This window comes from Amycolatopsis sp. NPDC049868 (assembly GCF_044461365.1).
Classification (GTDB): domain Bacteria; phylum Actinomycetota; class Actinomycetes; order Mycobacteriales; family Pseudonocardiaceae; genus Amycolatopsis.
The window spans coordinates 813,472-837,578 of the sequence record NZ_JBITKV010000003.1 but is presented as its reverse complement, the minus strand read 5'-3'; the positions used below and the strand labels follow the sequence as shown (position 1 = coordinate 837,578).

24 protein-coding genes are annotated in these 24,107 nt (G+C 69.5%); 6 read left to right on the top strand and 18 right to left on the bottom strand.

Features of this window, described 5'->3' with window-relative positions:
- Nucleotides 1-101: 101 nt before the first annotated feature.
- Entirely contained in the window at nt 102-746 is a 645-nt protein-coding gene (locus ACIBTM_RS17590) for a spermidine synthase (protein ID WP_395877706.1), read from the bottom strand.
- Between the two features lie 22 nt (nt 747-768).
- The gene (locus ACIBTM_RS17585; RefSeq protein ID WP_395877704.1) at nt 769-1,287 is read right to left on the bottom strand and encodes a TrmH family RNA methyltransferase; all 519 of its coding nucleotides are present in this window, start codon (nt 1,285-1,287) and stop codon (nt 769-771) included.
- Between the two features lie 102 nt (nt 1,288-1,389).
- Between ACIBTM_RS17585 and ACIBTM_RS17580 the strand changes: the two genes are divergently transcribed.
- Nucleotides 1,390-1,578, top strand: coding sequence for a DUF1918 domain-containing protein (locus tag ACIBTM_RS17580; protein ID WP_037332488.1), 189 nt, complete (start codon nt 1,390-1,392; stop codon nt 1,576-1,578).
- A gap of 3 nt (nt 1,579-1,581) precedes the next feature.
- Here the strand turns inward: ACIBTM_RS17580 and ACIBTM_RS17575 are convergent, their stop codons facing one another.
- Nucleotides 1,582-2,751, bottom strand: coding sequence for an MFS transporter (locus ACIBTM_RS17575; RefSeq protein WP_395877703.1), 1,170 nt, complete (start codon nt 2,749-2,751; stop codon nt 1,582-1,584).
- 177 nt (nt 2,752-2,928) lie between these two features.
- Between ACIBTM_RS17575 and ACIBTM_RS17570 the strand changes: the two genes are divergently transcribed.
- Both ACIBTM_RS17570 and ACIBTM_RS17565 read left to right on the top strand, forming a co-directional pair.
- A complete protein-coding gene (locus tag ACIBTM_RS17570; RefSeq protein ID WP_395877701.1) occupies nt 2,929-3,243 on the top strand; it encodes an ArsR/SmtB family transcription factor in 315 nt (104 codons plus the stop codon).
- 195 nt (nt 3,244-3,438) lie between these two features.
- Entirely contained in the window at nt 3,439-4,611 is a 1,173-nt protein-coding gene (locus tag ACIBTM_RS17565; protein ID WP_395877699.1) for an MFS transporter, read from the top strand.
- 4 nt (nt 4,612-4,615) lie between these two features.
- Here the strand turns inward: ACIBTM_RS17565 and ACIBTM_RS17560 are convergent, their stop codons facing one another.
- On the bottom strand, nt 4,616-4,915 hold the full coding sequence (locus ACIBTM_RS17560) for a DUF3017 domain-containing protein (protein WP_395877697.1): 300 nt from the start codon (nt 4,913-4,915) through the stop codon (nt 4,616-4,618).
- Between the two features lie 117 nt (nt 4,916-5,032).
- Here ACIBTM_RS17560 and ACIBTM_RS17555 point away from each other — a divergent pair, with 117 nt between their 5' ends.
- Complete coding sequence (locus tag ACIBTM_RS17555) at nt 5,033-7,687, top strand: glycohydrolase toxin TNT-related protein (RefSeq protein WP_395877695.1); 2,655 nt, start codon at nt 5,033-5,035, stop codon at nt 7,685-7,687.
- A 73-nt stretch (nt 7,688-7,760) separates the two neighbouring features.
- On the opposite strand, the gene ACIBTM_RS17550 is transcribed toward ACIBTM_RS17555, so the two are convergent.
- From ACIBTM_RS17550 to ACIBTM_RS17515, 8 genes are all read right to left on the bottom strand, one after another.
- Nucleotides 7,761-8,348, bottom strand: coding sequence for a pentapeptide repeat-containing protein (locus tag ACIBTM_RS17550; RefSeq protein WP_395877693.1), 588 nt, complete (start codon nt 8,346-8,348; stop codon nt 7,761-7,763).
- 22 nt (nt 8,349-8,370) lie between these two features.
- The gene (locus ACIBTM_RS17545) at nt 8,371-9,438 is read right to left on the bottom strand and encodes a reverse transcriptase family protein (protein WP_395877691.1); all 1,068 of its coding nucleotides are present in this window, start codon (nt 9,436-9,438) and stop codon (nt 8,371-8,373) included.
- A gap of 139 nt (nt 9,439-9,577) precedes the next feature.
- On the bottom strand, nt 9,578-10,060 hold the full coding sequence (locus ACIBTM_RS17540) for a VOC family protein (RefSeq protein ID WP_395877689.1): 483 nt from the start codon (nt 10,058-10,060) through the stop codon (nt 9,578-9,580).
- 67 nt (nt 10,061-10,127) lie between these two features.
- A complete protein-coding gene (locus ACIBTM_RS17535) occupies nt 10,128-10,637 on the bottom strand; it encodes a hemerythrin domain-containing protein (protein WP_395877688.1) in 510 nt (169 codons plus the stop codon).
- 106 nt (nt 10,638-10,743) lie between these two features.
- Complete coding sequence (locus tag ACIBTM_RS17530) at nt 10,744-14,097, bottom strand: error-prone DNA polymerase (RefSeq protein ID WP_395877687.1); 3,354 nt, start codon at nt 14,095-14,097, stop codon at nt 10,744-10,746.
- Between the two features lie 3 nt (nt 14,098-14,100).
- The gene (locus ACIBTM_RS17525; RefSeq protein WP_395877685.1) at nt 14,101-14,253 is read right to left on the bottom strand and encodes a hypothetical protein; all 153 of its coding nucleotides are present in this window, start codon (nt 14,251-14,253) and stop codon (nt 14,101-14,103) included.
- Nucleotides 14,254-14,255: 2 nt separating this feature from the next.
- Nucleotides 14,256-15,866 carry a DNA polymerase Y family protein gene (locus ACIBTM_RS17520; protein ID WP_395877683.1) on the bottom strand — a complete coding sequence of 537 codons (1,611 nt, stop codon included), beginning with the start codon at nt 15,864-15,866 and terminating at the stop codon, nt 14,256-14,258.
- The gene (locus ACIBTM_RS17515; RefSeq protein WP_395878103.1) at nt 15,863-16,546 is read right to left on the bottom strand and encodes a hypothetical protein; all 684 of its coding nucleotides are present in this window, start codon (nt 16,544-16,546) and stop codon (nt 15,863-15,865) included. The genes ACIBTM_RS17520 and ACIBTM_RS17515 overlap by 4 nt, the downstream gene beginning before the upstream one ends.
- Nucleotides 16,547-16,774: 228 nt before the next feature.
- On the opposite strand from ACIBTM_RS17515, the gene ACIBTM_RS17510 reads away from it, so the two are divergent.
- Entirely contained in the window at nt 16,775-17,620 is an 846-nt protein-coding gene (locus tag ACIBTM_RS17510) for a hypothetical protein (RefSeq protein ID WP_395877681.1), read from the top strand.
- Between the two features lie 51 nt (nt 17,621-17,671).
- Here the strand turns inward: ACIBTM_RS17510 and ACIBTM_RS17505 are convergent, their stop codons facing one another.
- Genes ACIBTM_RS17505 through ACIBTM_RS17495 form a run of 3 tightly spaced genes read right to left on the bottom strand, consistent with a single transcriptional unit; the run spans nt 17,672 to nt 20,024 of the window.
- A complete protein-coding gene (locus ACIBTM_RS17505; protein WP_395877679.1) occupies nt 17,672-19,018 on the bottom strand; it encodes a hypothetical protein in 1,347 nt (448 codons plus the stop codon).
- Nucleotides 19,019-19,077: 59 nt separating this feature from the next.
- A complete protein-coding gene (locus tag ACIBTM_RS17500) occupies nt 19,078-19,527 on the bottom strand; it encodes a VOC family protein (RefSeq protein ID WP_395877677.1) in 450 nt (149 codons plus the stop codon).
- 11 nt (nt 19,528-19,538) lie between these two features.
- Nucleotides 19,539-20,024, bottom strand: a complete 486-nt coding sequence (locus ACIBTM_RS17495) for a pyridoxamine 5'-phosphate oxidase family protein (RefSeq protein WP_395877675.1) — start codon at nt 20,022-20,024, stop codon at nt 19,539-19,541.
- A gap of 180 nt (nt 20,025-20,204) precedes the next feature.
- Here ACIBTM_RS17495 and ACIBTM_RS17490 point away from each other — a divergent pair, with 180 nt between their 5' ends.
- Entirely contained in the window at nt 20,205-20,909 is a 705-nt protein-coding gene (locus ACIBTM_RS17490; RefSeq protein WP_395877673.1) for an SRPBCC domain-containing protein, read from the top strand.
- Here the strand turns inward: ACIBTM_RS17490 and ACIBTM_RS17485 are convergent.
- The 3 genes from ACIBTM_RS17485 to purN form a co-directional block, all read right to left on the bottom strand.
- A complete protein-coding gene (locus ACIBTM_RS17485; protein ID WP_395877671.1) occupies nt 20,906-21,682 on the bottom strand; it encodes a hypothetical protein in 777 nt (258 codons plus the stop codon). The genes ACIBTM_RS17490 and ACIBTM_RS17485 overlap by 4 nt on opposite strands.
- Before the next feature lie 226 nt (nt 21,683-21,908).
- Nucleotides 21,909-23,471 (bottom strand): bifunctional phosphoribosylaminoimidazolecarboxamide formyltransferase/IMP cyclohydrolase, encoded by a 1,563-nt coding sequence (purH, locus tag ACIBTM_RS17480; protein ID WP_016331202.1) that lies wholly within the window; start codon nt 23,469-23,471, stop codon nt 21,909-21,911.
- Entirely contained in the window at nt 23,468-24,085 is a 618-nt protein-coding gene (purN, locus tag ACIBTM_RS17475; RefSeq protein ID WP_016331201.1) for a phosphoribosylglycinamide formyltransferase, read from the bottom strand. Before purN ends, purH begins: the two co-directional genes overlap by 4 nt.
- Between the last annotated feature and the right edge of the window lie 22 nt (nt 24,086-24,107).

Below are 24,107 nucleotides of genomic sequence, written 5' to 3'. Positions count from 1 at the left end.
CAGCGGCGGCGTCCGGCTCGGCGACTTCCAGACGCGAGCATTGAAGGTGCCCGTTCGGCACACCACGTCACACCAGCGCGCGTTGACGCGCGCGGCGTCGGCTACACCCGCGCGAACCACAGCACGTCCGGTTCCCCTTGTGGCACCGGGATCTTCAGCTCCCGCACCTCACCGAACCGCGCCCGCAGCCGTTTCGCGAACGACGGCACCGCCTCGGCGCTCCACACCCCGAGCACGCCGCCCGGCCGCAACCGCTCGGTGAGCATGTCCAGCCCGTCTTCGGAGTACAACTTCGCGTTGCCGTCGGTGACCGTCCACTCAGGACCGTTGTCGATGTCGAGGCACAGCGCGTCGAACCGCTCTTCCGTCCGGCGCAACCACTTCACCAGATCGGCCTCGACGACGGTGACCCGTTCGTCGGAGAGGGCGTCGTCGTGGACGTCCTTGAGCGGGCCCTCGCGGTTCCAGCCGATCACGGCAGGCTCACGCTCGACGACCACGACCTCGCCGACCCCGGGGTGGTCCAGCGCGGCGCGCAGCGAATAGCCGACCCCGAGGCCGCCGATCAGCATCCGCGCCCTGCCCGGCACCAGATCGGCCGCCACCGAGACGAGCAACCGTTCGGATTCACCGTTACGGGTGTCCATCAGGAAGACGCCGTTGGCGATGACCTCGAAATCGTCGCCCGCCCGCCGGAGCACCAATTCGCCGCTCTTCCCGGCCACCTTGTCGAGTACGTCGGTCATCCGGGCAGCCTATCGGCGACGGTCACAGCAAGCCCGCCAATTTGTACAACACCAGGCTGCCCGCGACGGCGACGTTGAGGCTCGCACCGGTGCCCACCATCGGGATTTCGACGACGGTGTCGAGAAGGTCGAGCGCTTCCGGCGGAATCCCCTGCTGTTCGTGGCCGAGCACGGCGATCGTCCGCCCTCGCGCGGGCGGGAGATCGGCGAGGCGCACGGATTCGTCGGCGAGTTCGACGCCGACGATCGCCGTGCCCGCCGCCTTCTCCCGCGTCAGCCAGCCGGGTGGATCGTGCACCCAGTGCACACAAGCCGGACGCCGCAACGTGTTCCCGCGGCGCAGCGCCTCCGGCACCCAGGGAAACCTCGGCACGGCAAGGCAAGCACCCACGGCGTCGCAGGTCCTCAGCAGGGTGCCGAGATTCGCGCCGTGCAGTGGCCACAGCGGTGCCGCGACGAGATGCCCCCAGCAGGAATGGGATTTCCTTCTTCTGGCCGCACGCAGCTCCGATGGTGTGCGGACCCGGATCGACGGGCTCACCGGAGGCGAGGCGTCGCGCCTCCAAGGATTTCGAGGATCATGCCGACACTGTAGCGGGATCACTCCGACGCTCCTAACCTTGAAACGTCGGAGGTGATTCTCATGCAGGCGACCGTCGGAGACGAGATCCACGTGCACGGACGCACCGTGGGCTCGGCCGAACAACGCGGCGAGATCCTCGAGGTACGCGGCGAACACGGTGCCCCGCCGTATCTCGTCCGGTTCGCGGACGGACACGAAGGGCTGGTGTTCCCCGGCCCCGACTGCGAAGTCCAGACTCGCGCCGAGTAGCCGTCACTCGGCCATGGCGGGCTGCTTCACGCGGCTCCGCCAGCCGGCCACGACCACGGCCGCGCCGATCGCGGTCAGCACCGCCGCGATCTCGGGCAGCAGGAGCGGCCCGCCGCCGCTGAGCACCGCTCCCCCGACCAGGCCGGACAGGCCGACGCCGAGGTAGATCGCGGACGCGTTGAGCGAGAGCACGAGCCCGGCGTTCTGCTTGGACAGCTCGATCAGCCGGTGCTGGATCGGCGGATTGATCGACCAGGTGGCCAGGCCCCAGAGGAACAGGACGACGGCCGCGCCCGCGACGGTGGTCGCCACCAGCGGCAGTATCGCGAGCACCACGGTGATCCCGCCGAACACGATCAGCAGCGGTCCCCTGGCACCCCAGCGGTCGGTCGCGCGGCCGCCGAGGACGTTGCCGAGCGCGCCGCCCGCGCCGTAGACGAACAGCAGCAGGCTGACCGTCGTGCCGTGGATCCCCGCGGTGGCGGAGAGGACCGGCGAGATGAAGGTGTAGACGGAGAACGCGGCGAGGCAGCCGAGCACGGTCGCGCCGAGCATGGCGAGCACACGCGGGTCCTTGGCGACGGTGAATCGTTCGGCCAGCCGGACCGGGGGCGGCGCCGGGACGGCGGGCAAGACCATCCGGACGGCGATGGCGCCGAGAAGCGAGAAGACCGCGACGAGCGCGAAGACGGCCTGGTAGCCGACGCTCTGCGACAGGACGCTGCCGAGCGGGACGCCCAAGATCGTCGCGATGGTGAGCCCGCCGAAGACGAGCGCGACCGCGCGGCCCCGGCGTTCCGGCGAGGTGAGTTCGGCGGCGACGGCACTCGCCGCCGGAGTGAAGACCGCCGCGCCGATCGCGGTGACGACCCGCGCGAGGAGCAGGGTCACGTAGCCGGGCGCGAGGGCGGCGAGGGCGTTGCCGACGGCGGTGACGACGAGTGCGGCGACCAGAAGGGTGCGGCGTTCCCAGCGGCCCGTGACCGCGGCGAACAGGGGCGAGCCGACCGCGTACGCGATGGCGAAGGCGGTGACCAGCTGGGCGGCGGCCGTCTCGGAGACCGCGAGCTCGCCGGTCAGCGCCGGCAGCAGCCCGGCGACGACGTAGCCGCTGGTGCCGACCGCGAAGGTGCCGAGCGCCAGCACCGCAGTCCTTGGTGGTGCGAAAGTCATGACTCCCCAGCTCCAGACCCCACAGATCGCGTTTAGCCCGCTAAACGCAGGTCGGCGCCGGATCGCGGTTAGCCCGCTAAAGGCGACACGGGGGTCGTTGTTCGATGGTTGTCGTAGTTCGATGGAGACCGTACTACGAACTCGCGTGAAGTTCGAGGGGCGTCGTACTATGGACGGATGGCCGCGACGCAGCAGTACGTCTATCCCGATCAGGACGAGATCCGGATCGAGGCGGTCCTCGCCGCGCTCGCGGACCCGGTCCGGCTCGACATGGTCCGCCAGCTGGCCGCCCCCGGCACCGAGATCTCGTGCAGCGGTTTCGACGTCGCCGTGACCAAGTCCACACTCACCCATCACCTGCGCACGCTGCGCGAAGCGGGCATCATCATGGGCCGCCAGCAGGGCACCGCCCGCTACAACTCCTTGCGCCGCAACGATCTCGATGAGCTCTTCCCCGGCCTGCTCCAGGGAGTGCTCGCCGCCCGCCGCTGAGGGTGGTCAGCCTCACCCGAAACCGGGATGACAAACGCCCCCTCGATCCGTTGAACTGGACGCAGGACAGCTCGTCGACGCTGGGGCCGCACGCGCTGTCTTCTTTTGTGCCCGAGACCTAAATCGATTCAGCTCCCCATCCGCGACGCTGGGCGAGTAATCGTTTACTCACGTACGACCCCCGGAAGGAGAGCCGTGCCCGTCGCGCTGCTCGCGCTCGCCATCGGTGCCTTCGGCATCGGGACCACCGAATTCGTCATGATGGGCGTGCTGCCCGAAGCCGCCGCCGACTTCGGCGTGTCGATCCCGTCCGCCGGTTACCTCATCTCCGGCTACGCCCTCGGCGTCGTGGTCGGCGCCCCGCTGCTCACCGCCGCGGCCGTCCGGCTGCCACGCAAGACGATGCTGCTGGCGATGATGGGGCTGTTCACGCTCGGCAACACCCTCTTCGCGCTCTCGCCGAACCAGGAGTTCGGGGTCGCCTTCCGCTTCCTCGCCGGCCTGCCGCACGGAGCGTTCTTCGGCGCCGGCGCGGTCGTCGCGTCCAGCCTGGCCAAGCCGGGCGAACGCGCGAAGGCCGTCTCGATGATGTTCATGGGCCTCACCCTGGCCAACGTCGTCGGCGTGCCGCTGGGGACGCTGCTCGGCCAGAAGGTCGGCTGGCGCGCGACCTTCGGCGTCGTCGCCGTGATCGGCCTGCTCGCCATGGCCGCGATCGCGAAACTGGTCCCCCACCAGGGCAAACCGGTCGAGCCGTCGCTGCGCGGCGAACTCGGTGCCTTCCGCCGTCCGCAGGTGTGGCTCGCACTCGCGATCGTCACCTTCGGCCTCGGCGGCGTGTTCGCCTGCCTGTCCTACATCGCGCCGATGCTGACCGACGTCACCGGCTACTCGCCGTCGAACGTCACCCTGCTGCTCTCGCTGGCCGGGGTCGGCATGACGATCGGCAACATCCTCGGCGGCAGGCTCGCCGACAAGGCACTGATGCCGAGTCTGTACGTCTCGCTGTTCGGCCTGGCCACGGTGCTGGCGATCTTCACCTTCACCGCGAACGGCAAGGTCGGCGCGGCGGTGACGATCTTCTTCGTCGGCCTCGCCGGGTTCATGATCGGCCCGATGATGCAGGCCAGGATCATGGAGAAGGCGGGCGGGACGCCGTCGCTGGTCTCCGCCGCCGTGCAGTCGGCGTTCAACATCGCGAACTCGATCGGCGCCTACCTGGGCGGACTGGTGATCGCGGGCGGCTTCGGCCTGGTCGCGCCGAACTGGGTCGGTGCGTCGCTGGCCGTCCTGGGGCTCTCGCTGGCCGTGGTGTCCGGCGGCATGGACCGCCGCGAAGCCCGCCTGGCACCCGCCATGGCGTCCTGACCCCTCAGGACAGGGGCCCGCCGGTGATCGTGAAGGCGATGAACAGGATCAACACCGACAGCGCGCCGTAGGTCAGGACGTCGACCGGCTTGCCCCGGATCGCCAGCAACCCGGCCTTCGCTTCGGGCAGCGCCGCCCGGAGCAGGCCGGCGAGCAGCAACGCGCCGCCGATCAGCGCGGCCCCCTGCCGCCAGTGGTACTGGCCGATCCGCAGGGCGGCGACGGCCATCACCAGCATCACCAGCAGAAACGGCAGGTGATGGAGTAGTACCCCACGGTCACGCCGCTGTCCGGCCACCGCCATCAGTCCTCGTCCTTCGGGGTCTCGCCGGCAAATCGGTTCACGGCGTCAGTATCCCGGGTGAGTGATCCGGCAGCAGGTCAGGGCGTCTTCCGGGCTGTCAATAGCGGCAAAACCCACATGCGGGGTGCACAGGAGCGCGGATACGGTCAAAATGTGACCGTGGCACAACCGACGACTCAGTTGAACGCGACCGAGCAGGACACCCTGGTCAAACAGATCGGCCTCGCCCTGCTGCGGGCCGCTCCGCGTGATTGGCGGAAGGTGACCGCCGAGTACCGAGCCGTCGGCAGGTACCACGAGATGACCGGCGAGATCATCACCGAGGACGGCACCTCGCACGAGTGGGTCGCGACGCACGACATCGCGACGTTGTTCGGCAGGCTCCGTGCCGGGATGTACCGCGACGGCCGCGGCACCTGGTTCAACGCCCGTTACCAGCTCGACCACCCGTCCAGCTACAACCTCGAATACAACCGCGACGAGCCGCAGTGGCGCCTCGCGCCGCCTCCGCAGGCACTCTCCGACGAGCTGCGCATGTTCCCCCGCTCCGAGGAGAACGTGCCCGAATGGCTGATCCGGCGGATGTCCGGCCTCGGCCCCGAGCAGCCCGGACCGCATTTCCGCATCGCCCGCATCTTCGACACCATCGGCCCGGCCGGACGTCCGGTGATCAACCGGCCCGACCTGGAGATCGAGGAGCAGGACAGGCTGCTCGAGTACCTCGACCGCGCGCCGCTGGTGGTCACCGAACGCGGCTACGACATCGACCGGCTCGCGCAGACGCCCGAGGCCACCGTCCCGGTCGCCTTCCACAGCGACGGGCAGTGGATCTGGCCCGCCGCCGTCAACTTCTACCTGCGCGAGTACGGCGTCTCGCCGGAGCTCGATCTGATCGACCACGTCCGGCAGAACGAGTTCGCGCTGCCCGAGGTCGACGCCCAGACACTGCAGGCCGCGGCGGGGTATCTCACCCGGGGGAATCAGCCCCCGCAGCAGCGCCCCGGCGGTCCCAACGGCGTGCCCGCGGGCCCGCCTCCGCAGGGCCCGCCGCAGAACGGCCCGGTGCCGCCGCAGCAGGGGGCTCCCGGGCAGCCCGGCCCCGGTGGTCCCGGTCCGAACCAGCCCGCCGCTCAGCCGCCTGTCCCGCCGCCGCACCAGCAGGGTCCGGATCCGGCCGCGGTGGCCGCCGCGGCCGCGGCACCGGTCGCCGCGGCGGCGGCCGGTGCCGCGGCGACCGGTGCCGAGGCGGGCGTCCCGGATCAGGCCGAGCAGGCCGAGCGGTACGAGGACGACTACGACACCCAGGACTACCAGGCGCAGGACTTCCACGAGGCCGCCGCCGAGCAGCAGTACGCAGAAGGCTACGAAGACCCGTACGCGTCCGAGCAGGACACCTACGCGGACGAGGCCCGTCAGGACACCGAGCCCGAGCCGGAACCGCAGATCGCCGACCCGGAAGCGACCACGTACGCGCGGGCCCCGCAGGTCGACGCCTACGAGCAGCCTCCTCACGAGGAGGAGCAGGACGCGTACGCCCGGCAGGAAGAAGAGCAGCCGTACGCGCCCCCGGAGGAGGAGACGACCACCGGATACGCGCCGGTCGAGCAGGCCGACGCCGGTCCTGAGCTGCCTCTTCTGACGCACGACGCGGAGCCGAACGTGGCGCCGCCGCCGTCGGATTCCGAGGTCACGCAGGTCGACGCCCCGCCGCAGGAGCGGGGGACCTTTGCTACCACCCCCGTGCCGCAGCCGGAGCCCGAGCCGCGACGCGAGGAAGCGCCGCCGCCGCGCCGCCCCGAGCACCCCGTGCCGGTGCTGAACGAGCTGCAGGCGAAGTTCGACGACCTCGACGTGCCCGAAGACGTCTACCGCATCGGCGCCCCCGCCGAGCACGGCTGGAGCGTTGAGCAGGTCGACGGTGGTGGCTGGCGGGTCGGCTGGTACGACGGGAAGCTGGCCAACCCGGCGGTGTTCGGCGACGCCGAGGACGCGGCCGCGTTCATGCTCGGCAAGGTCCTGCTGAACCCGAACGGCGCTCCGCCCCCCGAGGAGGAGCCCACCGTCGAAGAACAGCCTGTCGAAGAGCAGGCGCCGGCCCCGCCCGTGCTGGCGACGCTGTCCCCGGAGATCGCGACCGGTTCACATCCGGTGCCGCCACGGGAGGCGATCCCGGCACAGGAGCAGACCGCGTTCACGACGGCCGAGGAGCTGCTCGGGGACGATCTGGACGACGAGCCCGCCCCCGCACCGGTCCCGCCCGCGCCCCCGTCGCGGCCGAACCCGGTACTGGCGAGCCCTCCGCCCGCGCCGCCGCGGCGTGAGCCGCCGGTGACGCCGCCTCCGCCGCCGCCGATGCGGCGCGAGGAACCGGCACGTCCGCCGGCCGCGGCGAACGCCGGGGCTCCCGACGCCAAGCAGAACTGGCCGATTTCTCCGCTCAACGGCGAGCCGCCGCTGACGCTGTTCCGAGGCAAGGAGCTGCGTGAGCTGCCCGCGGGCAGCGAACTGGACCGCTTCGGCGGCCCGAACGGCAACCTGACCTACGCGGCCGGGACGCCGTTCGAGGAACGTTCGCTCGTGCCGGAGTGGGTGAACCGGCCGTACCACGTGTACCGCGTGCAGCGTCCGCTCGAAGCCCTCGCCGGTGTCGCGATCCCGTGGTTCAACCAGCCGGGTGGCGGGTCGGCGTACCTGCTGCCCGCGTCCATCGAGGAGTTGCTCGCCGAGGGCGACCTCATCGAGCTGGACCCGGGCGAACCGCCGATCGACTAGCTCGCCTGAACGCTATGAACGGGCCGTTCCTTGCAAATTTTGCAAGGAACGGCCCGTTCATAGCGTCCGGGGGTCAGTGGATGACGAGACCGTGCGCGGCGGCATAGGCGATCGCGGTCTCGGTGTCGACGTGGACACCGGAGAGGTTCGCCTGCACCAGGCCGTTGGCGTCGAGCCGCGCGCCGCGCAGGTCCGCGCCCTCGAGTTTCGCGCCGGCCAGCCGGGCACCGGTGAGATCCGCACCTCGCAGGTCGGCGCCGGTCAGGTCCGTTTCGAGCAGGTTCGCCTCACGCAACCGCAGGCCACCTAAGTCCACTTTGGACATACGGGCCTTACTGAGCGAGACCAGCGAGAGATCGCATTCGGTGAAGGCGATCTTCTGGAACCGGCAGTCCACAAAGGACGATCCGAGCATCGAGCAGGAGCTCCACCGCGTGCTCGCCAGCACGGTGCGGTCGAAGGTGCACGAGCGGAACGCGGACGCCTCGTGGCGCGAGCCCTCGAAGTCCGTCCTGGTGAAGTCGCACTGGTCGAAGGTGCACCCTTGAGTACGCAGCCCGCGCAGGTCGGCTTCGGTGAAATCACAGCCGACGAAACTGCGTTTTTCCCACCATTGCTGGGAAAGGACGGCTTCTCGGTAGTCCTCGGCAGTCTCGATCACCCGTCCAGGATCGCACACCCGCTCAATCCCAGGTGATCCTGCCGAACATCGCGCGCAGCTTCGCCGCCCGTGCCTGCGAAGACACGGCGATCCAGCCGATCCGGCCGAGCAGATGGGCGCGGAAGTCCGGATGCCCACCTCTGTTCTGCGCCTCCGGGCCGGTCCGGACGCAGTTGTGGAGCAGAGCGCGCAGGGCGTCGTAGTCGGCACGCGTCGCGGCGGGCGCGCTGTTGACCACCAGGCCCGCGACCCGTTGCCGCTGGTGCGCGCCGGCGATCGAGGTCTTGGCGTCCCGGAGCCGGAAACCCTCGTCGGTCACGATCCGCCGGACCCCGGGCAGCAGCCGGTGCAGCGGCAGGGAATCCCCGGAGAACGCCAGATCGTCGGCGTACCGCGTGTACGTCGCGCCCAGTACGCGCGCGAGGCCGTCGAGCCTGCGGTCCAGATGGTGTGTGACCGCGTTCGCGACCGGCGGCGACGACGGCGCACCCTGCGGCAGATGCGTGGCCGCCAGATTGTTCAGCAGTCGCAGGCGCGCCGGATCCCGCCGTCGGCCGGGCGCGGTGGCGAGGACATCGGGCGGAACGGCCGTGGTCAGCATGCCCGCCAGCGCCTCCGCCACGGCGGGCGGATAGCCGGCGAGGTCGAGCAACGCCGAGATCCGGCGCGCGGACACCGCCGGGAAGAACCCTTCGAGGTCCATCCTGACCACGATCTCCCGACCGGCGTGCGGCGCGGCACACGTCATCGGCGAACGTCCACGCCGGAACCCGTGCGCGGCCTCGTGCACCGGCAGCGCGCCGACGACGTGCCGCACGATCCGGCGCTGGAGTTCGGCGAGCCGCGGCTTCGGCCGCTCGATGAGCCGCACGCCGCCCGAAGCGGTCGGAATCCAGCGGTAGGTGTAGTGCCGGACCGGCTCGGCCGCGCGCCTGTTCCAGCCCTTCGTGTCGGCGAACCACGAGAGTTCGCCGGGTGTCAGGTCGAGACCGGCAGCGCATTCGTCGAACGTCGTCCAGCGGGCCACCTGGAATCGCCAGACCGGCATGGGGCCGAGGAGCGACGCGGAGGTGACTCTTTCTCCTGTCATCCGCGCGGCCTCGCAAGCGGAGCATGCCGCGCTCGCGCGGGGCGCCTTGTCTCGCTGACTTCGTGCTCCCCGGGGTTGCCCCGGAGTGGGTGGTGATCCACCGGCTCACCTCCGCGTCGCTGTCACCACCCTACCGATTTCAGCGCGCCGGGATGATCTTCGTGCCGGAGACGTACCGCATGGCCTCGATGAACTTCGGATCGTTCATCCGGCGTTCCATCTCCGGGAAGTCCAGGTCGTGCAGCCGGGTCTGGATCCACCACAGGTTGCCGAACGGGTCGCGGACCCGGCCGACGCGGTCGCCGAAGAAGAGTTCTGTCTGCCTTGTGACCTCTTCGGCGCCGGCCTCGACCGCTCGGCGCTGCGTCTCCACGCTGTCTTCGACGTAGAGCCGCAGGTACGCCGGGGTCTCGATCCAGTCGTCCCGCGCGTCGAACAGCATGACGACCGAATCGCCGATCCGGACCTCGGCGTGCCCGATCTTCCCGCCTTCGACGTACACCGGTTCACCAATCGGCTCGGCGTCGAAGACCCGCTTGAGGAAGTCGATCATGCCCGCGGTGTCGCGCGAGATGATCCACGGAGTGACGGAGTGGTAGCCGTCGGGGATCGGGTTGCTCATCGAAGTTCTCCTCGGTCGTCGTATGCGATGAGAAGAACGCTAGAGCCCCTATAGGACAGATCGTGTCCTAATGCGATTTCAGCAGGAACGGCGGCTTCGACTCCTGCCACTCCGGCATGTCCAGCGAGTCGAGCACCTCGACGATCCGCTTCTCCTCGTACCGGAAATGCGTCTCCATGATCGCCGTGAGGCCGTCCAGTTCCCGTTGGACGTGAAGGATCTCGGCTTGACTCGACCCGGGGCCGACACCGGCGACCAGCTCTTCGAGCCGTTCGATGATCCCGGTCATGACCTCGTGGTCGTGCGCCAGCTCTTCGAGCGACGGCCGCAATTCGGGGAATTCGTCCGCCAGCACGAGGAAAGCACCGCCGTCCTCGCCGGTGTGATGCCTGGTCAGCGCCGAGCAGAAGGTGAGGCAATGCGCCCGGAGATCGCGCAGCCGCTCGGCGCGTCCCGCCGCGACCGACCCGAGGTCGTCGTGCAGCATGGCCAGCTCTTTACGCAACCAGTTGTGAACCTGAACGAGTTGATTTCCGAACGCCGTCGACCGGCCGTTCGTCCGAGAAGGGGTTTCCATGATTTCCCATGGTCCGGCGCCTCCATGCCCGCGACGGTCTCTTTGCCGGGTGCACTGCGACGCTGGCGCAACTTCAGCACAGCCTCAAAGTGATCGTCAAGAGGGTTCAGTGGAAGTCACGGGACTTGGCGGTGATCCGCAACGGCAGATGCCGGATCTGTTCGGCGAGGACGTTCACCACCTCACCGGTGCGCTCGACCACGCCCCTGACCAGCAGCGCGGGACTGCCGCGGGCGACCCGGTGGTAGCGCTGCCACACGCCCATCGTGCAGATGACGTTGATCATCCCCGTCTCGTCTTCGAGGTTCATGAAGGTGACGCCGCCCGCGGTCGCCGGCCGCTGGCGATGGGTCACGGCGCCACCGGTCAGCACCTGCGCGCCGTGCGGGATCTCGCGCAGGCCCGCCGCGGTGACGACGCCGAGTTCGTCGAGGTGTTCCCGGATGAACTGGGTCGGGAAGCTGTCCGGTGACACCCCGGTGGCCCAGACGTCCGCGGCCGCGATGTCGATTTCGTCCATCCCCGGCAGCATCGGCGCTTTGACCCCGGTGATGAGCCCCGGCAGTTTCTCCAGGCTCTCGTCGGCGACCGCGCCCGCCGCCCAGAGCGCGCTCCGCCTGCTCTCGCCGAAACAACCGAAAGCGCCTGCCGCGGCCAGCGCCTCGACCTGTGGTTTGGTCAGCCGCACCCGCCGGGCGACCTCCGCCAGATCCGCGAACGGGCCGTCGCGTTCCCGCTCCTCGACGATCTTCCGCGCCAGGTTCTCGCCGATCATCCGCACGGTGGACAGGCCGCCCCGCACGGCGAGCAGTTCTCCCCCGTCCGGCAAGGGTTCCAGCGTCGCGTGCGGGAGGCTCGCGTTGATGTCCGGGCCGAGCACCCGCACTCCGTGCCGCCGCGCGTCGGCCACCAGCGACTGCGGCGAGTAGAACCCCATCGGTTGCGCGCGCAGCAAACCCGCCAGGAACGCGTCCGGGTGGTAGTACTTGAAGTACGAACTCGCGAACACCAGCAGGGCGAAACTGAGCGCGTGACTCTCCGGGAAGCCGAAATTCGCGAAGGCCTTGAGCTTGCCGAAGATCTTCTCCGCCAGCTCCCCGTCGACGTCGTTCTTCGCGGCACCTTCGAGGAAACGCCGTTTGAGTCTTTCCATCCTGTGTTCGGAACGTTTGGCACCCATGGCGTGCCGCAGCTGATCCGCCTCCGCCGGGGTGAAATCGGCGATGTCGAGGGCGATCTGCATCATCTGTTCCTGGAACAACGGGACACCGAGCGTCTTACCCAGCGCGTTGGCCAGTTTCGGATGGTCGAAATCCCATTTCTCCTGGCCGTTCTTGCGCCGGATGTAGGGATGCACCGAACCACCCTGGATCGGGCCGGGCCGAATGAGCGCGACCTCGACCGCCAGATCGTAGAACGTCTTGGGGCGTAAGCGGGGCAGCGTGGCCAGCTGCGCGCGGCTCTCCACTTGGAAGACGCCGATCGCGTCGGCACGGCAGAGCATTTCGTAGATGTTCTGATCCTTGAGATCCAATTCGGAGATGTCGACCTCTTCCCCTTTGTGGTCACGAACCAGGTCGATCATATAGTGCAGGGCCGACAACATTCCGAGCCCGAGCAGGTCGAATTTGACCAGTCCGGCGGCGGCGCAGTCGTCCTTCTCCCATTGCACGACGCTGCGATTCTCCATACGGGCCCATTCGATCGGGACCACCTCGCTCACCGGCTGTTCGCAGATCACCATGCCGCCGGAATGGATACCCAGATGCCGAGGGAAGTCTTCGAGCGCGCAGGCCAGCTCCACGACCTCCTCCGGGATGTCGTGATCGTGGTCCTTCTCCGTGGCCCGCAACGCACCCCAGCGGTCGATCTGCTTGCTCCACGCGTCCTGCTGGCCGGGCGAGTACCCCAGCGCCCGCGCCGCGTCCCGGACCGCGGAACGCGCCCGGTAGGTGATCACGTTCGCCACCTGCGCGGTGTTCAGCCGCCCGTATTTCCGGTAGACGTACTGGATCGCCTCCTCACGGCGATCGGATTCGATGTCGAGGTCGATATCCGGGTAACCGTCGCGTTCCGGGGCGAGGAACCGTTCGAAGAGCAGGCCGTAGCGCACGGCGTCGACCTTGGTGATGCCGAGCGCGTAACAGACCGCGGAGTTCGCGGCCGATCCCCGGCCCTGGCAGAGGATCTTGTTGTCCCGGCAGAACCGCACGATGTCCCAGACGATCAGGAAGTAGCCGGGAAAACCCAGTTCTTCGATGATGTCCAGTTCGTGGTCGATCAGCTTCCGGGCCTTCTCGCGGTACTCGGCGTCTTTGTTCTTCTCGTGTTCCTTCGCGCCTTCCTTGGTGAGGTACCGCAAGTAGGACGCTTCGGTGTACCCCTTCGGCACGTCGAACGGCGGCAGCTTCGGCTCGATGTGGTGGAGTTCGAACGCGCATTCCCGCCCGAGCAGCGCCGCCCGCTGCACCGCACCCGGATACCGCGCGAAGATCTCGGCCATCTCATCCCCCGACCGCAGGAACGCCGTCCCCGCGGCGGGCAGCCAGCCCTCCATGGCCTCCAGGCCCCGCCGGGCGCGAATGGCGCTGAGCGCGTCGGCGAGCGGAGCCCGCTCCGGCCGGGCGTAGTGCGCGGCCGTGGTCGCCACCGTCGGCAGCCCGAATTCCACGGCCATCTCGCTCAACAGGTCGTTGTGCGTGCTGTCCAGGGGAAGACTGTGGTCGATGAGTTCGACGTAGACGTTTTCCCGGCCGAAGCAGTCGATGAGCTCCTTCAGCCGCACGACGGCCGCCGCGGGACCTTCGGTGACGAGCGCCCTGCGCACCGCGCCCTTGCGGCAGCCGGTGAGCACGACGCACTTCCCGCGCACCTCTTCGGCGACCGCGCGCAGATCGTAGACCGGTCTGCCCTTCTCCGCCCTTTCCTTGGGGGGCAACGACCGCCTGTCGAAGCCGTGCAGCTGTCCGGCGGTGATCGCCCGGTTCAGGCTCAGGTAGCCGTCCTTTTGCTTGGCCAGCAAGAGCAGGTGCTCACCCTCGGGATCGGCGAACCCGTTCTGCGGGCCGGACAGGCCGAAACTGAGCTCCGTGCCGAAGACGGTGTGCACGCCCAGTTCCCTCGCCGCTTCGGCGAAACGCACCACGCCGTACATGCCGTCGTGATCGGTGAGCGCGATCGCGTCCAGGCCCAGCCGCGCGGCCTCCTCCACCAGTTCCTCGGGGTGGCTGGCCCCGTCGAGGAAGCTGAAGTTCGAATGGCAGTGCAGCTCGGCGTACGGCACCCGGCGCGCGGTGGCGCCGTCGTCGTCACCGATCAGCCCGGTCAGGTCCGCGGGCGGCTGATATCCCTGCCGCTTGGCACTCCACGCGGGGCTGTCACCGCCGTCGCCGGGCGGTACCTCGCCCGCGAGCTCGCGGGCGAGGTCCTTCCACGGCCGCGGAGGATTGTTCCAGCCCATCGGTCACCGGTTCTCGATCGAGCTTCTCGGCGCGGGGACGAACACTTCCGCGCGCGGAACGCACGCCGCCCAGGCCGTATCCAGCTCCGCACGTTGCACCGGGATGGCGGGCTCCTCCAGCCATCGCCGCACGAGCCGCGTGTACTCCTCGTCCATGTTCAGTCGTACTTCCCTTCCAGTGTCCACATCGGATTCTTGTGGTGCTCGAAGCGGAGCAGCACCGCCTCCTCGGCGTCTTGCCCGTCGGCCAGCAGCACCTGCAACCGCATCCGGGTCGCCGACCGGGCGTGCCCCGCACCGGCCCGGACACCGACGAACCACGGCCCCGCCCACGCGAGGACCTCGCGCGGCTCACCGCCCTCGAAGCTCACGACGAACGGCGCGGCGGTGACCCGGCGCCGCGTGGTGATCTCCACGACGCGCCCGTTCTCGTCCAGCACCTGTGCGGGCACCGGCCGGGCGAACACCGTCGCCGGGGAGGGCGCCGGGAGCCTCCCTGCCCAGTTCGCGTCCGCCTGCGCCGTCTTCTCCCGCCTGTCACCCCACGGCACCAGCCGGGCGCGCTCGGCGGGTCCGTGGCCGCCGTCGAGCACCGCGGTGAAGACGCTCTCCGGGCCGAGCAATCCCTGCACCCGTACCAGTGCGCGAGCGGCGCGCTCGCCGGACAGATCCTCGTCCTCGGTGGACGGCCGCAGCGCACCCGCCGCACCCGCCTGCCACAACCCGAGCTGCAGCGACCGGCCTTCGACCGTCTCCTCCGGCTCCAGCCGCAGCCGTACGACGCCGGAACTGGGACGATCCTTGGCTTTCAGCCAGCCTTCGAACTGCCAGCGCACCCTGTCCGCGACGCCGAGCGGGGTCAGCGGCTCGGCGCAACGCCACACCCGGCCGAGTTGCTCACCGGTCTCGGTGGTGGCGTAGATACCGAGCCGGGTGCAGGCCAGCCCGTACGCGGCGAGCCCGGCATGGAAGCGTTCGCCGAGTCCTTTCGCCACGAACGCGGCGGCGTCGACCCGGTCGATCGGCGGGTCGAACGCCTTCGCGAGCGAGAGTTCCGGTGGCGGACGGCGGCGCGACGGCGGACGTTCGGACCGTCCTCGTGCCAACCGATGCGCGAGCACCCCCTCCATGCCGAAACGCGCGGAGACGTCGCTTTCGCCGAGCGCCGCGAAGGCACCCAGCGTGTGCAGACCGAGCTGCTTGAGCAAGGTGACCAGCTCGGCGCGGCCCGCCTCGGGCTGGTCGAGCTCGCGAATGGGCAGCGGGGCAAGGAATTCCGCCGTCCCACCGGGTTCGACCAGCGTCGAACGGCGGGCGGCGAGTGTCGCGGCGAACAGGCCGTCGGCCACGCCGACCTGACTCTCCACGCCCGCCGCCACCGACACCTCGTCCACCAGTCTTTCGAGGAGGCCGTGCTCGCCGCCGAAGTAGCCGGCCGCGCCGTCGACCGGGACGGCGACGATCCCCGGGCGCACCACCTCGACGCCGACGGCCAGCTCTTCCACCGCCCGTGCGACGGATTCGAAGAGCCGGGCGTCGCGACCTTCGTCCTCACCGAAGACCGCCAGCTCCGGACAGCAGGACTGGGCCTCGCGCCGCCGCATCCCTCGGCGGACGCCGTATCCCCTGGCCACCGCGGTGCAGGCGACCACGCGGTTCGCCGAGAAGACCGCGGCCGGGCGGCCGACGGGTTCACCCGCGACGGCCGCGGCGGCGACCGCCGGCCAGTCCGGGCACCACAGCACCAGCATGCGTACCGGCGGGTTCATGCCGACCCCCACCTCGCCGTGGCCGCCGCGGGGAAGTCCACCCGCTCGACTTCGCCCTGGCCGGGAAAGCGCAGCAGGGCCGACATCGGCCGGGCGGCCGCACCCCGGCCGCCCGCCCGTACCTCCACCTCACGAGCGCGCAGATAGCCCGCACCACCGCCGGTGAAACCCGTCCAGCGTGAACGACGACAGCTCAGTTCGACCTCCGCGCCGGGCCAGGAACCCAGCGAAAGCAGCACCGAACCACGGTTGCGCGCGCGGGCGGACAGCCTTCTCGCCACGTCGGGCCGGGCGAGCCCCGGACCGACGACCACGAGATCGAACCCGTCGAGCAAGGCCGCGGTCACCGCCGGGAACTCGGCACCGGGGCGGGGGACCAGCGCCAGCCTGCCCACCTCGACCCCGAGTTCCGCGGCGGCGACCACCCCGAGCGCGGGCAGGCCGACCGCGACCGCCCACGCACCGCCGGCGGTCGCGGCGGCCAGCAGGGTGAGCATCAGTGACGTGGACCCCAGCACCGAAACGGTGCTCCCGCGCCGGAGCCCCGCGGCGGGCAGCAGACCGGACAACGCCGGGGACACCGGGAGCACCCTTCCCGTCGTCCTCGCGTGTTCGGCCGCGGAAGCCACGCCACTGGCCGTGCTCACTCCTGGCAAAGCCGCCAGCCTCGCCAACGGCAAGGCCCGTGCCTCGACCACCTCCGCTGTCACCGGACCCCGCCTCCCCACGACACCTAGACCGTCCTTTGTGGACGGCACCGGCGTGCCACGGGGAAGGCGGCACTTCGAACGCTTGTTCGATACCTCCAGTAGACCGGGTGGCGCAGCGCTTGTCAAGCGGCCGGGAACGATCACCGGACCTGTCACGTCCGAGACCGGGGGTCTTCCCGTCAGGAAAGGAAAACCGCAGTGGACGACGCTTGGCCCGAGACGGTGAACGGCTGGGAACTCGCCAGGGAAGGCCATATCGAGAACTACCGCAAACGCCTGGCCAACCGGGTCACGGTCACCGCGATCTGGGAGAACGGGGCCGGGCGGGGCCAGGTGGACGCCCGCACCGAGCCGCTGGGCGGCGGCCGGACCCTGACCAGCAGCCGCAAGGACTTCCGGGACAAGGACGCGTTCTGGACCGCCGCGACGTGCGTGCTGGAGATGGCCGCGAACCTGCCGTCGCTGGACTGGCACACGAGCCCGGCGCCCACGGCGCTGGCCGGCACCGTGGCGGGCATGGTCGAGGCGGAGCCCGGCACCAGTGGCTACCCGGAGGCCGAACTGACGTTCACGTTGACCGAAGGACACACCGTGACGCTGTTCATGACCGACGAACAGGCCTTCGATCTGAGCAACAGCATCTCGCGGCTCGATCACCACGTCTGGTCCGAAGAACGCGAAGACAACGAAGAAGAAGATGAAGACGACGAGGACGAGGACGAGGACGAGGACGAGGACTACGACGAGCCCGTCGTAGCCGAAGAAGTGCCTGACGTCAGCGAAGTCCGGCCCGGTCCGGACACCGGGCACGACCTGGTCACGGTTCTGGAGGAACGGTTCGGAGTCACCGAGGACAACCTGCTGGCGCACGTCGACTGGTCCGCGCTCATCGTGGTGGGCGAACCCGAGGTGAGTTCCCTCATCGAACGGGGCGAGGAGCTGACCGCCGCGGTCGCGCCTCGGTGGTATCCGGTCGTGGCGGACCGGCCCGGTGAGCGCTGGGTCGTCCTGAAGCGCACCGGCCTGCGCTACCACGGGGAATGAAGGTCTCGTGAGTGGCCGGCCGTCCTGGCCACTCACGAGACCCGGCCGGCCTCAGGCCACGCGGGGAAGCGGATCCGGGTGATACCGCCGGAAAGCGGGTGCGGCTGTACCCGGCTCACCGTGCAGCCAGTCGTAGAGGAAGCGGAACTCCGGGCCGAACCGGTTCGCCTCGGCGTTCAAGCGTTCAGGTGACGTCGAGGGCCAGCGACCGGTTTCTACGCGGTCCCGCAGCACACGCAACGCCGTCAGTTCTTCCGCGGCGGTGTGCTGGCAGTGCCCGCCCCGGTTCACGAACAGTTGCCGGATCCGGCCGGGATCGACGCGGTCACCGTAGGTCCGCTCGTGTTCGGGGGCGACGCCGTCGCCGATCGGATGCAGTGTGACGACGGGCTGACGACCGCGCCCGGTCGGTGTCCCGACGCGGCCGAGCCATCGGGCGGCGGCGTTGTCCGCCTCGACCCGGGGCGCGGCCGCGAGCCGCGCCAAGTCGGCGCCGAGGTCCAGGCCCGCCTCACGGTAGGCCTGGTTCACGAGGCCGCGTTCGCTGGACCGGGCGAGCAGGCCGCGGTAATCCACTCCGGTGTTCCCGGTCGGATTCCCGCCGGCCTGCGCCTCCAGATCGGCCCGGTGCGCACCCCAGGACAGCTGGTCGTAGACCGCCTTGACGAACCTCGTCTGTTGACGGATCTGCTCGGCCACATCGGTGGAACGGGGATGATGCGCCGTCGACCAGCCGGGGACGTCGGCGAACGCGTTGGCGAGAGCCAGCCGCGCCCGTCCATCGGGTGTTTCGAGCGCCTTCGCGATCACCTGATGGGCTTTCGCGAGATTCGCCCCAGGATCCGCGATGCGGGCGATCTCCAGTTCGGGCGCCAGCAGCGTCCGGACCGTGAACCCCAGATCGAGCGCCTGGCCGAACAACGCGGAACCGCCCGCGACGGGACCGCACATCGCCAGCGCGCCGTCGATGCGGTGCGGGAGCCGCTCGGACAGCAGGACCGCGTTGAGCCCGCCGCCGGAAGCACCCCAGGTGAGCACCTGCTCCGGACGGCCGACCGTGCGGTCGAACCAGGACAGCAGCGCAGTCTGATCGTGCACGGCTTCGCGGGCCGAAAAGCCGTTCGGCTTGCTGTAGAGCGACGCGGCCAACGCGTACCCCTCGCCGAGGAGAACGGGTTTCGCCTCCGCCCGGTTGGCGAGTTCGATCTCCTCGGGAACGTAACCCGGCGGATAGATCCCGTGGTTGTACAGCAACAACTTGCCGTTCCAGTTCGACGGCACCTCGACCCGGTAGCGGGCACCGTCGATCGCTCCGGTGTGCACACGGACGTCGTCCGCGCCAATGGCGGGCGCACCGGTGACGATCAGCGCGGCGGCCAGGATTCCTGTCAATGTCATGGCGGAAATGCTGACAGCGCGAGGCGTTGCGGGAATCCGTCGAGACGCGGGCTTCTCGTTTACGCTTCCCGGCGTACGAGCTCTTCCGCCAGCTCGACGACGATCCCCTCCGGGCCGCGGACGTAGCAGAGCCGGTAACTGTCCTCGTATTGCACCAGCTCGCCGACGAGGGTGCCGCCGTGCCGCCGCAGCCGTTCGAGGCTTTCTTCGATGTCCTCCACCGAGAAAACGAAGTGGCGGATGCCGGGCGTGTTCATCGGCGCGTGCGGATCGGCTTCCGGCCCCTCCGGGGTGTGGTACTTGATCAGCTCCAGCCCGCCGTGGCCGTCCGGCGGCCGCAGCATCGCGATATCCGTCCGGACCCCGTTCAGCCCGGTGATGCGATCGACCGTGTCCCCTTCGAGCGACGCCTCGCCTTCCAATTCGAGCCCCAGCTCGATGAAGAACGCTTTGGCCGCTTCGAGGTCGTGGACGACGACAGCGACCTGTTCCAGTTTCTTGAGCGTCATGACGGTTCCTTTCAGGCGCTCTGACGGCGGATGAGCTCTTCGACGGCGGTGGGCAGTGTTTCCTCGAAGTCGATGAGCTTGACCCAGGTCGGGGTCATCACGATGCGGACCATGCCGTCGTAGAGCGATTTCACGTTTTCTTCCCACTCGGCCCGCTGCTCCGGCGTCATCTCGTAGGTGCCGTTCCACTGCAGGTATTCGTCAGGGATGCCGTCGACGTAGTCCAGCTCGACGGTGCCGCGCAGGAGCAGGATCTTCGGCGGATGCGATTCGGTGTCGATCGTCAGCGCGACGGCGGGGTTGCGGCGCAGCGACGGCAGCTTCGGCGCGTTCGTCGAGGTGCACATGACGATCTCCTTGCCGTTCCAGTGGATGCCGATCGGGATCGCCCGCGGCGTGCCGTCGGACGCGGTGTAGGCCAGCCTGGCCAGGTCACGGGCCAGGAGCTCCTGGCTCAGCGGGCGGTTCAGGATCTCGTCGATCGCGCTCTGCTGCATGTCTCTCTCCTCGGGTCGCCGTCTTCGCGGACACCCCGGGGACGCCGCTGTCCGCCGCACTTCGACACGCCAGAATGTGACCTGCATCACTTCGCCTTTAGTGGGCTAAACGCGATCCGTTTGTCGAAAGCGCCCCTGGCCAGGCGTCGCTCTTATGAAGACACAAGAGAGAGGACAGCCATGGCGAAGGAATCCGAGGTCCGCTTCGAGGGCTTCCTGCCCACCACGCCCGCCGACACCTGGGCCGCGATCACCACCGCCAGCGGCGGCTGGCTCTGGCCGATCCAGTACGAACCCCGCGACGGCGGCGCCGAGTCCGGCCTCACCCCCAACGGCGGCATGGTGACCGTCTGGAAACCGTCGCGGCGCTTCGTCACGTACGCGGAAGACGAGACCGGCTGGTTCAACACGCTCGAGTACGTCCTCGAACCGAAGGACGGCGGCACGTACCTGCGCTACGAGCACACCACCGTCCTCGACGACTGGGATGTCGAGTACGACGCGTGCAAGCAGCACACCGCGTTCTACTACCACTCGCTGGGCGAGTACCTGACGCACTTCAACCGGCGTCAGGCGAAGTACTTCAAGGCCGATGCTCCCGAAGCGTCGAAGGCCCCGGAGGCGTTCGAGACCGTGAAGGCGGCTCTAGGTGCGAAGGCTGTCGGGGACCGAGTGCGGCTCGATGTACCCGGCGTCGAAGGTGTCGTCGACTACCTGACGCCGGCCTTCGTCGGCGTCCGGACCGAAGACGCGCTGTACCGCTTCTACGGCCGGAACGTCTGGGGCTGGCCTGTGGGCATCGGGCACCACCTGTTCGCCGAAGACGCCGACGCGGACAAAGCCGAGAAGGCGTGGACAGCCTGGCTGAACGGCCTGTACGCCTAGCGGGGCAGGTTCTTCACGAGCTCGGCGCCCACGGATTTCGCCACTTCGGCGGACTCCGCGGGCGGGATCGGCGAGTTCGTGAAGAACCCTTTGTCCCAGCCCTTGTAGGTGACCAGGACGACGTACACGCCCTGGATGACCCGCAGCTCGGCGCCGCTGAAGGCGCTGTCGGTGTCGAGGGAGACGAGGACAGCCTTCTCTCCGATGCCCTGCACCTGCTGCTGGCGCTCGGACGGCGCGGCCGATCCGGTGGAAGACTCGGCCGCGCGCTTCTCGGCGTCAGGGCCCTCGTGGCGGTACACCATGACCTGGAGGGCGCGGTCGTGGACGTTGTCGCTCTCCGGCGGCAGCCAGGAACAACCCTGCTGTTTGGTGACGATCTCGCCCGCTTTGATCTCGTTGTCGCGGACGCCCTGGAAGCTGGTGGTGAACGTCTTGTTCAGCAGCTCCGGGGAGACGGTGCACTCGGCGGGCGGCGCCTGCGAGACCGGCGCCTTGCCGACCGAGGAGTAGTACTCCGACCCGAAGATGGCGCCGGGGATGCCCAGTCCGAGAAGGACCACGGCACCCACGATCAGGCCGACGACGAGACCGGTCTTTTTCTTCTTGGGCGGCTGTCCGTAGCCGGGCGGGCCGTAGCCGGGCGGCGGACCGTATCCGGGACCGGCGGGCGGGCCGTAACCCGGCTGCTGCCCGTAGCCCGGCTGACCTCCCTGCCCAGGTGGCGGGCCGTAACCCGGCCCCTGGCCGTACCCCTGCGGCGGCTGGTGCACCGATCCTCCCCTGGCGATTCGCGTACGTCCGCGTCGCGTTTAGCCCGCTAAAGGCGACACGCGGCCGGATCGCGTTTAGCGGGCTAAACGCGATCCGGGGCCAGCATGGCACGAACCTCCGGACCCGGGCACCGGGAACGCCCGCGGGCACCCCCGGATCGCGATTAGGGGGCTAAACGCAGGTCCGCGCGCGGATCGCGATTAGCCCGCTAAACGCAGGTCGGCCTCAGTGGGCGAAGTGCCGCGTGCCCGTGAGGTACAGGGTGACCCCGGCGGCCTCGGCGGCGGCGATGACCTCGGCGTCGCGGATCGAGCCACCGGGCTGGACGACGGCGCGGACGCCGGCCTCCAGCAGGACCTCGAGCCCGTCCGGGAACGGGAAGAAGGCGTCCGAAGCGGCGACAGAGCCCTTCGCCCGGTCCCCTGCCCGCGAGACGGCGAGCCTTGAGGAGTCGACCCGGTTGACCTGGCCCATGCCGACGCCGACGGTCGCGCCGTCGTTCGCCAGCAGGATCGCGTTCGACTTCACCGCGCGCAGCGAACGCCACGCGAACTCGAGGTCGGCCAGCGTCCGCTCGTCGGCGGGCGCGCCGGTGGCCAGCGTCCAGTTCGCCGGGTCGTCGCCTTCGGCCGCGATCGTGTCGACGGTCTGCACCAGCATGCCGCCCGAGATCGGCCGGAACTCGATCGGATCCGGCGACGTGATCGCGGGCAGCTTCAGCAGCCGCACGTTCTTCTTGCGCTGCAGGATCTCGAGCGCCTCGGCGTCGAAGTCCGGCGCCAGGACGACCTCGGTGAACACCTCGGAGATCTGCTCGGCGGCCTCGCGGCTCACCGGCCGGTTGGTCGCGATCACGCCGCCATAGGCGGAGACCGGATCGCATGCGTGCGCCTTCCGGTGCGCCTCGGCGATGTCCTCGCCGACCGCGATCCCGCACGGGTTGGCGTGCTTGATGATCGCGACGGCCGGGGCGTCGAAGTCGTAGGCGGCGCGGCGCGCGGCGTCGGTGTCGACGTAGTTGTTGTACGACATGGCCTTGCCGTGCAGCTGTTCCGCGTGCGCGAGGCCGGGCCGCCAGTGCTTGTACAGCGCGGCCTTCTGGTGCGGGTTCTCGCCGTAGCGCAGCACATCGCCGCGCTCCCACGAAGCGCCGGTGAAGTCCGGGAAGCCGGAGTCGTCCGCGGGCGCGTAGACGTTGGCGAACCACGCGGCGACGGCGGTGTCGTACGCCGCCGTGTGCGCGTAGGCCTGCGCGGCGAGCCGCTTGCGGTCCGCCAGCTCGAAACCGCCCGCCGCGACGCGCTCCAGCACCCACTCGTAGCGGGACGGGTCGACCACGACGGCGACGCTGTTGTGGTTCTTCGCCGCGGCGCGCACCATCGCCGGGCCGCCGATGTCGATGTTCTCGACACAGTCCTCCGGGCTCGCACCCGAAGCGACGGTCTGCGTGAACGGGTACAGGTTGACCACGAGCAGGTCGAACGGCGCGATGTCGAGCTGTTTGAGCTGCTCGACGTGCTCCGGGCGGTCACGGTCGGCGAGCAGGCCGGCGTGCACGCGCGGGTGCAGTGTCTTGACCCGGCCGTCGAGGGACTCGGGGAACCCGGTGACCTCTTCGACCGGCGTCACCGGCACCCCGGCGTTCGCGATGACCTTCGCCGTGCCGCCGGTCGACACGATCTCGACACCCGCCGCGTGCAGCCCGGTGGCGAGTTCGAGCAGGCCGGCCTTGTCCGAGACGCCGATCAGCGCGCGCCGGACGGGACGCTGTCCCTGTGCGGTACTCACGAAAACCTCACCTTTCGTCCCTCGACCGAGCACCCGCTCCGGCCGAGTTTCTCGATCGTTTCCACCAGGAGCCTGCGTTCCACGGCCTTGATCCGCTCGTGCAGGACGTTTTCGTCGTCGTCGGGCTCCACGATCACCGGCTCCTGCGCGATGATCGGCCCGGTGTCGACCCCGGCGTCGACGAAATGGACCGTCGACCCGGTGACCTTGACGGCCATCGCCAGCGCGTCGGCCACGGCGTGCGCGCCGGGGAACGACGGCAGCAGGGCCGGATGCGTGTTGATCACACGGCCGGGGAACCGCGCGAGGAATTCGGCGCCGAGGATCTTCATGAATCCCGCGGAGACGACCAGGTCCGGCTGGTAGGCGGCGACAGCTTCGGTGATCGCCTTGTCCCACGCCGCGCGGTCCGGGTGGTCGGCCATTCGCACGGTGAACGACGGCACGCCGGCGCGTTCGGCCCTGGTCAGTGCCTCGACCCCGGTGCGGTCCGCTCCGACGGCGACCACCTTCGCCGGGAAGTTCGGCTTTTCGACGGCGTCGAGCACGGCTTGCAGCAGCGTGCCGGAACCGGACGCGAGGACGACGAGCTTCACCGGAGTGGGCAGGTCCAACCGACTAGCCAGAACGGGCTCC

Coding starts and splice junctions, on each gene's coding strand:
- ACIBTM_RS17590 (WP_395877706.1), bottom strand. CDS start 746: ATGACCGACGTACTCGACAAGGTGGCCGGGAAGAGCGGCGAATTGGTG.
- ACIBTM_RS17580 (WP_037332488.1), top strand. CDS start 1,390: ATGCAGGCGACCGTCGGAGACGAGATCCACGTGCACGGACGCACCGTG.
- ACIBTM_RS17575 (WP_395877703.1), bottom strand. CDS start 2,751: ATGACTTTCGCACCACCAAGGACTGCGGTGCTGGCGCTCGGCACCTTC.
- ACIBTM_RS17570 (WP_395877701.1), top strand. CDS start 2,929: ATGGCCGCGACGCAGCAGTACGTCTATCCCGATCAGGACGAGATCCGG.
- ACIBTM_RS17560 (WP_395877697.1), bottom strand. CDS start 4,915: ATGGCGGTGGCCGGACAGCGGCGTGACCGTGGGGTACTACTCCATCAC.
- ACIBTM_RS17555 (WP_395877695.1), top strand. CDS start 5,033: ATGCGGGGTGCACAGGAGCGCGGATACGGTCAAAATGTGACCGTGGCA.
- ACIBTM_RS17545 (WP_395877691.1), bottom strand. CDS start 9,438: ATGACAGGAGAAAGAGTCACCTCCGCGTCGCTCCTCGGCCCCATGCCG.
- ACIBTM_RS17540 (WP_395877689.1), bottom strand. CDS start 10,060: ATGAGCAACCCGATCCCCGACGGCTACCACTCCGTCACTCCGTGGATC.
- ACIBTM_RS17535 (WP_395877688.1), bottom strand. CDS start 10,637: ATGGAAACCCCTTCTCGGACGAACGGCCGGTCGACGGCGTTCGGAAAT.
- ACIBTM_RS17530 (WP_395877687.1), bottom strand. CDS start 14,097: ATGGGCTGGAACAATCCTCCGCGGCCGTGGAAGGACCTCGCCCGCGAG.
- ACIBTM_RS17525 (WP_395877685.1), bottom strand. CDS start 14,253: ATGGACGAGGAGTACACGCGGCTCGTGCGGCGATGGCTGGAGGAGCCC.
- ACIBTM_RS17520 (WP_395877683.1), bottom strand. CDS start 15,866: ATGAACCCGCCGGTACGCATGCTGGTGCTGTGGTGCCCGGACTGGCCG.
- ACIBTM_RS17505 (WP_395877679.1), bottom strand. CDS start 19,018: ATGACATTGACAGGAATCCTGGCCGCCGCGCTGATCGTCACCGGTGCG.
- ACIBTM_RS17500 (WP_395877677.1), bottom strand. CDS start 19,527: ATGACGCTCAAGAAACTGGAACAGGTCGCTGTCGTCGTCCACGACCTC.
- ACIBTM_RS17495 (WP_395877675.1), bottom strand. CDS start 20,024: ATGCAGCAGAGCGCGATCGACGAGATCCTGAACCGCCCGCTGAGCCAG.
- ACIBTM_RS17490 (WP_395877673.1), top strand. CDS start 20,205: ATGGCGAAGGAATCCGAGGTCCGCTTCGAGGGCTTCCTGCCCACCACG.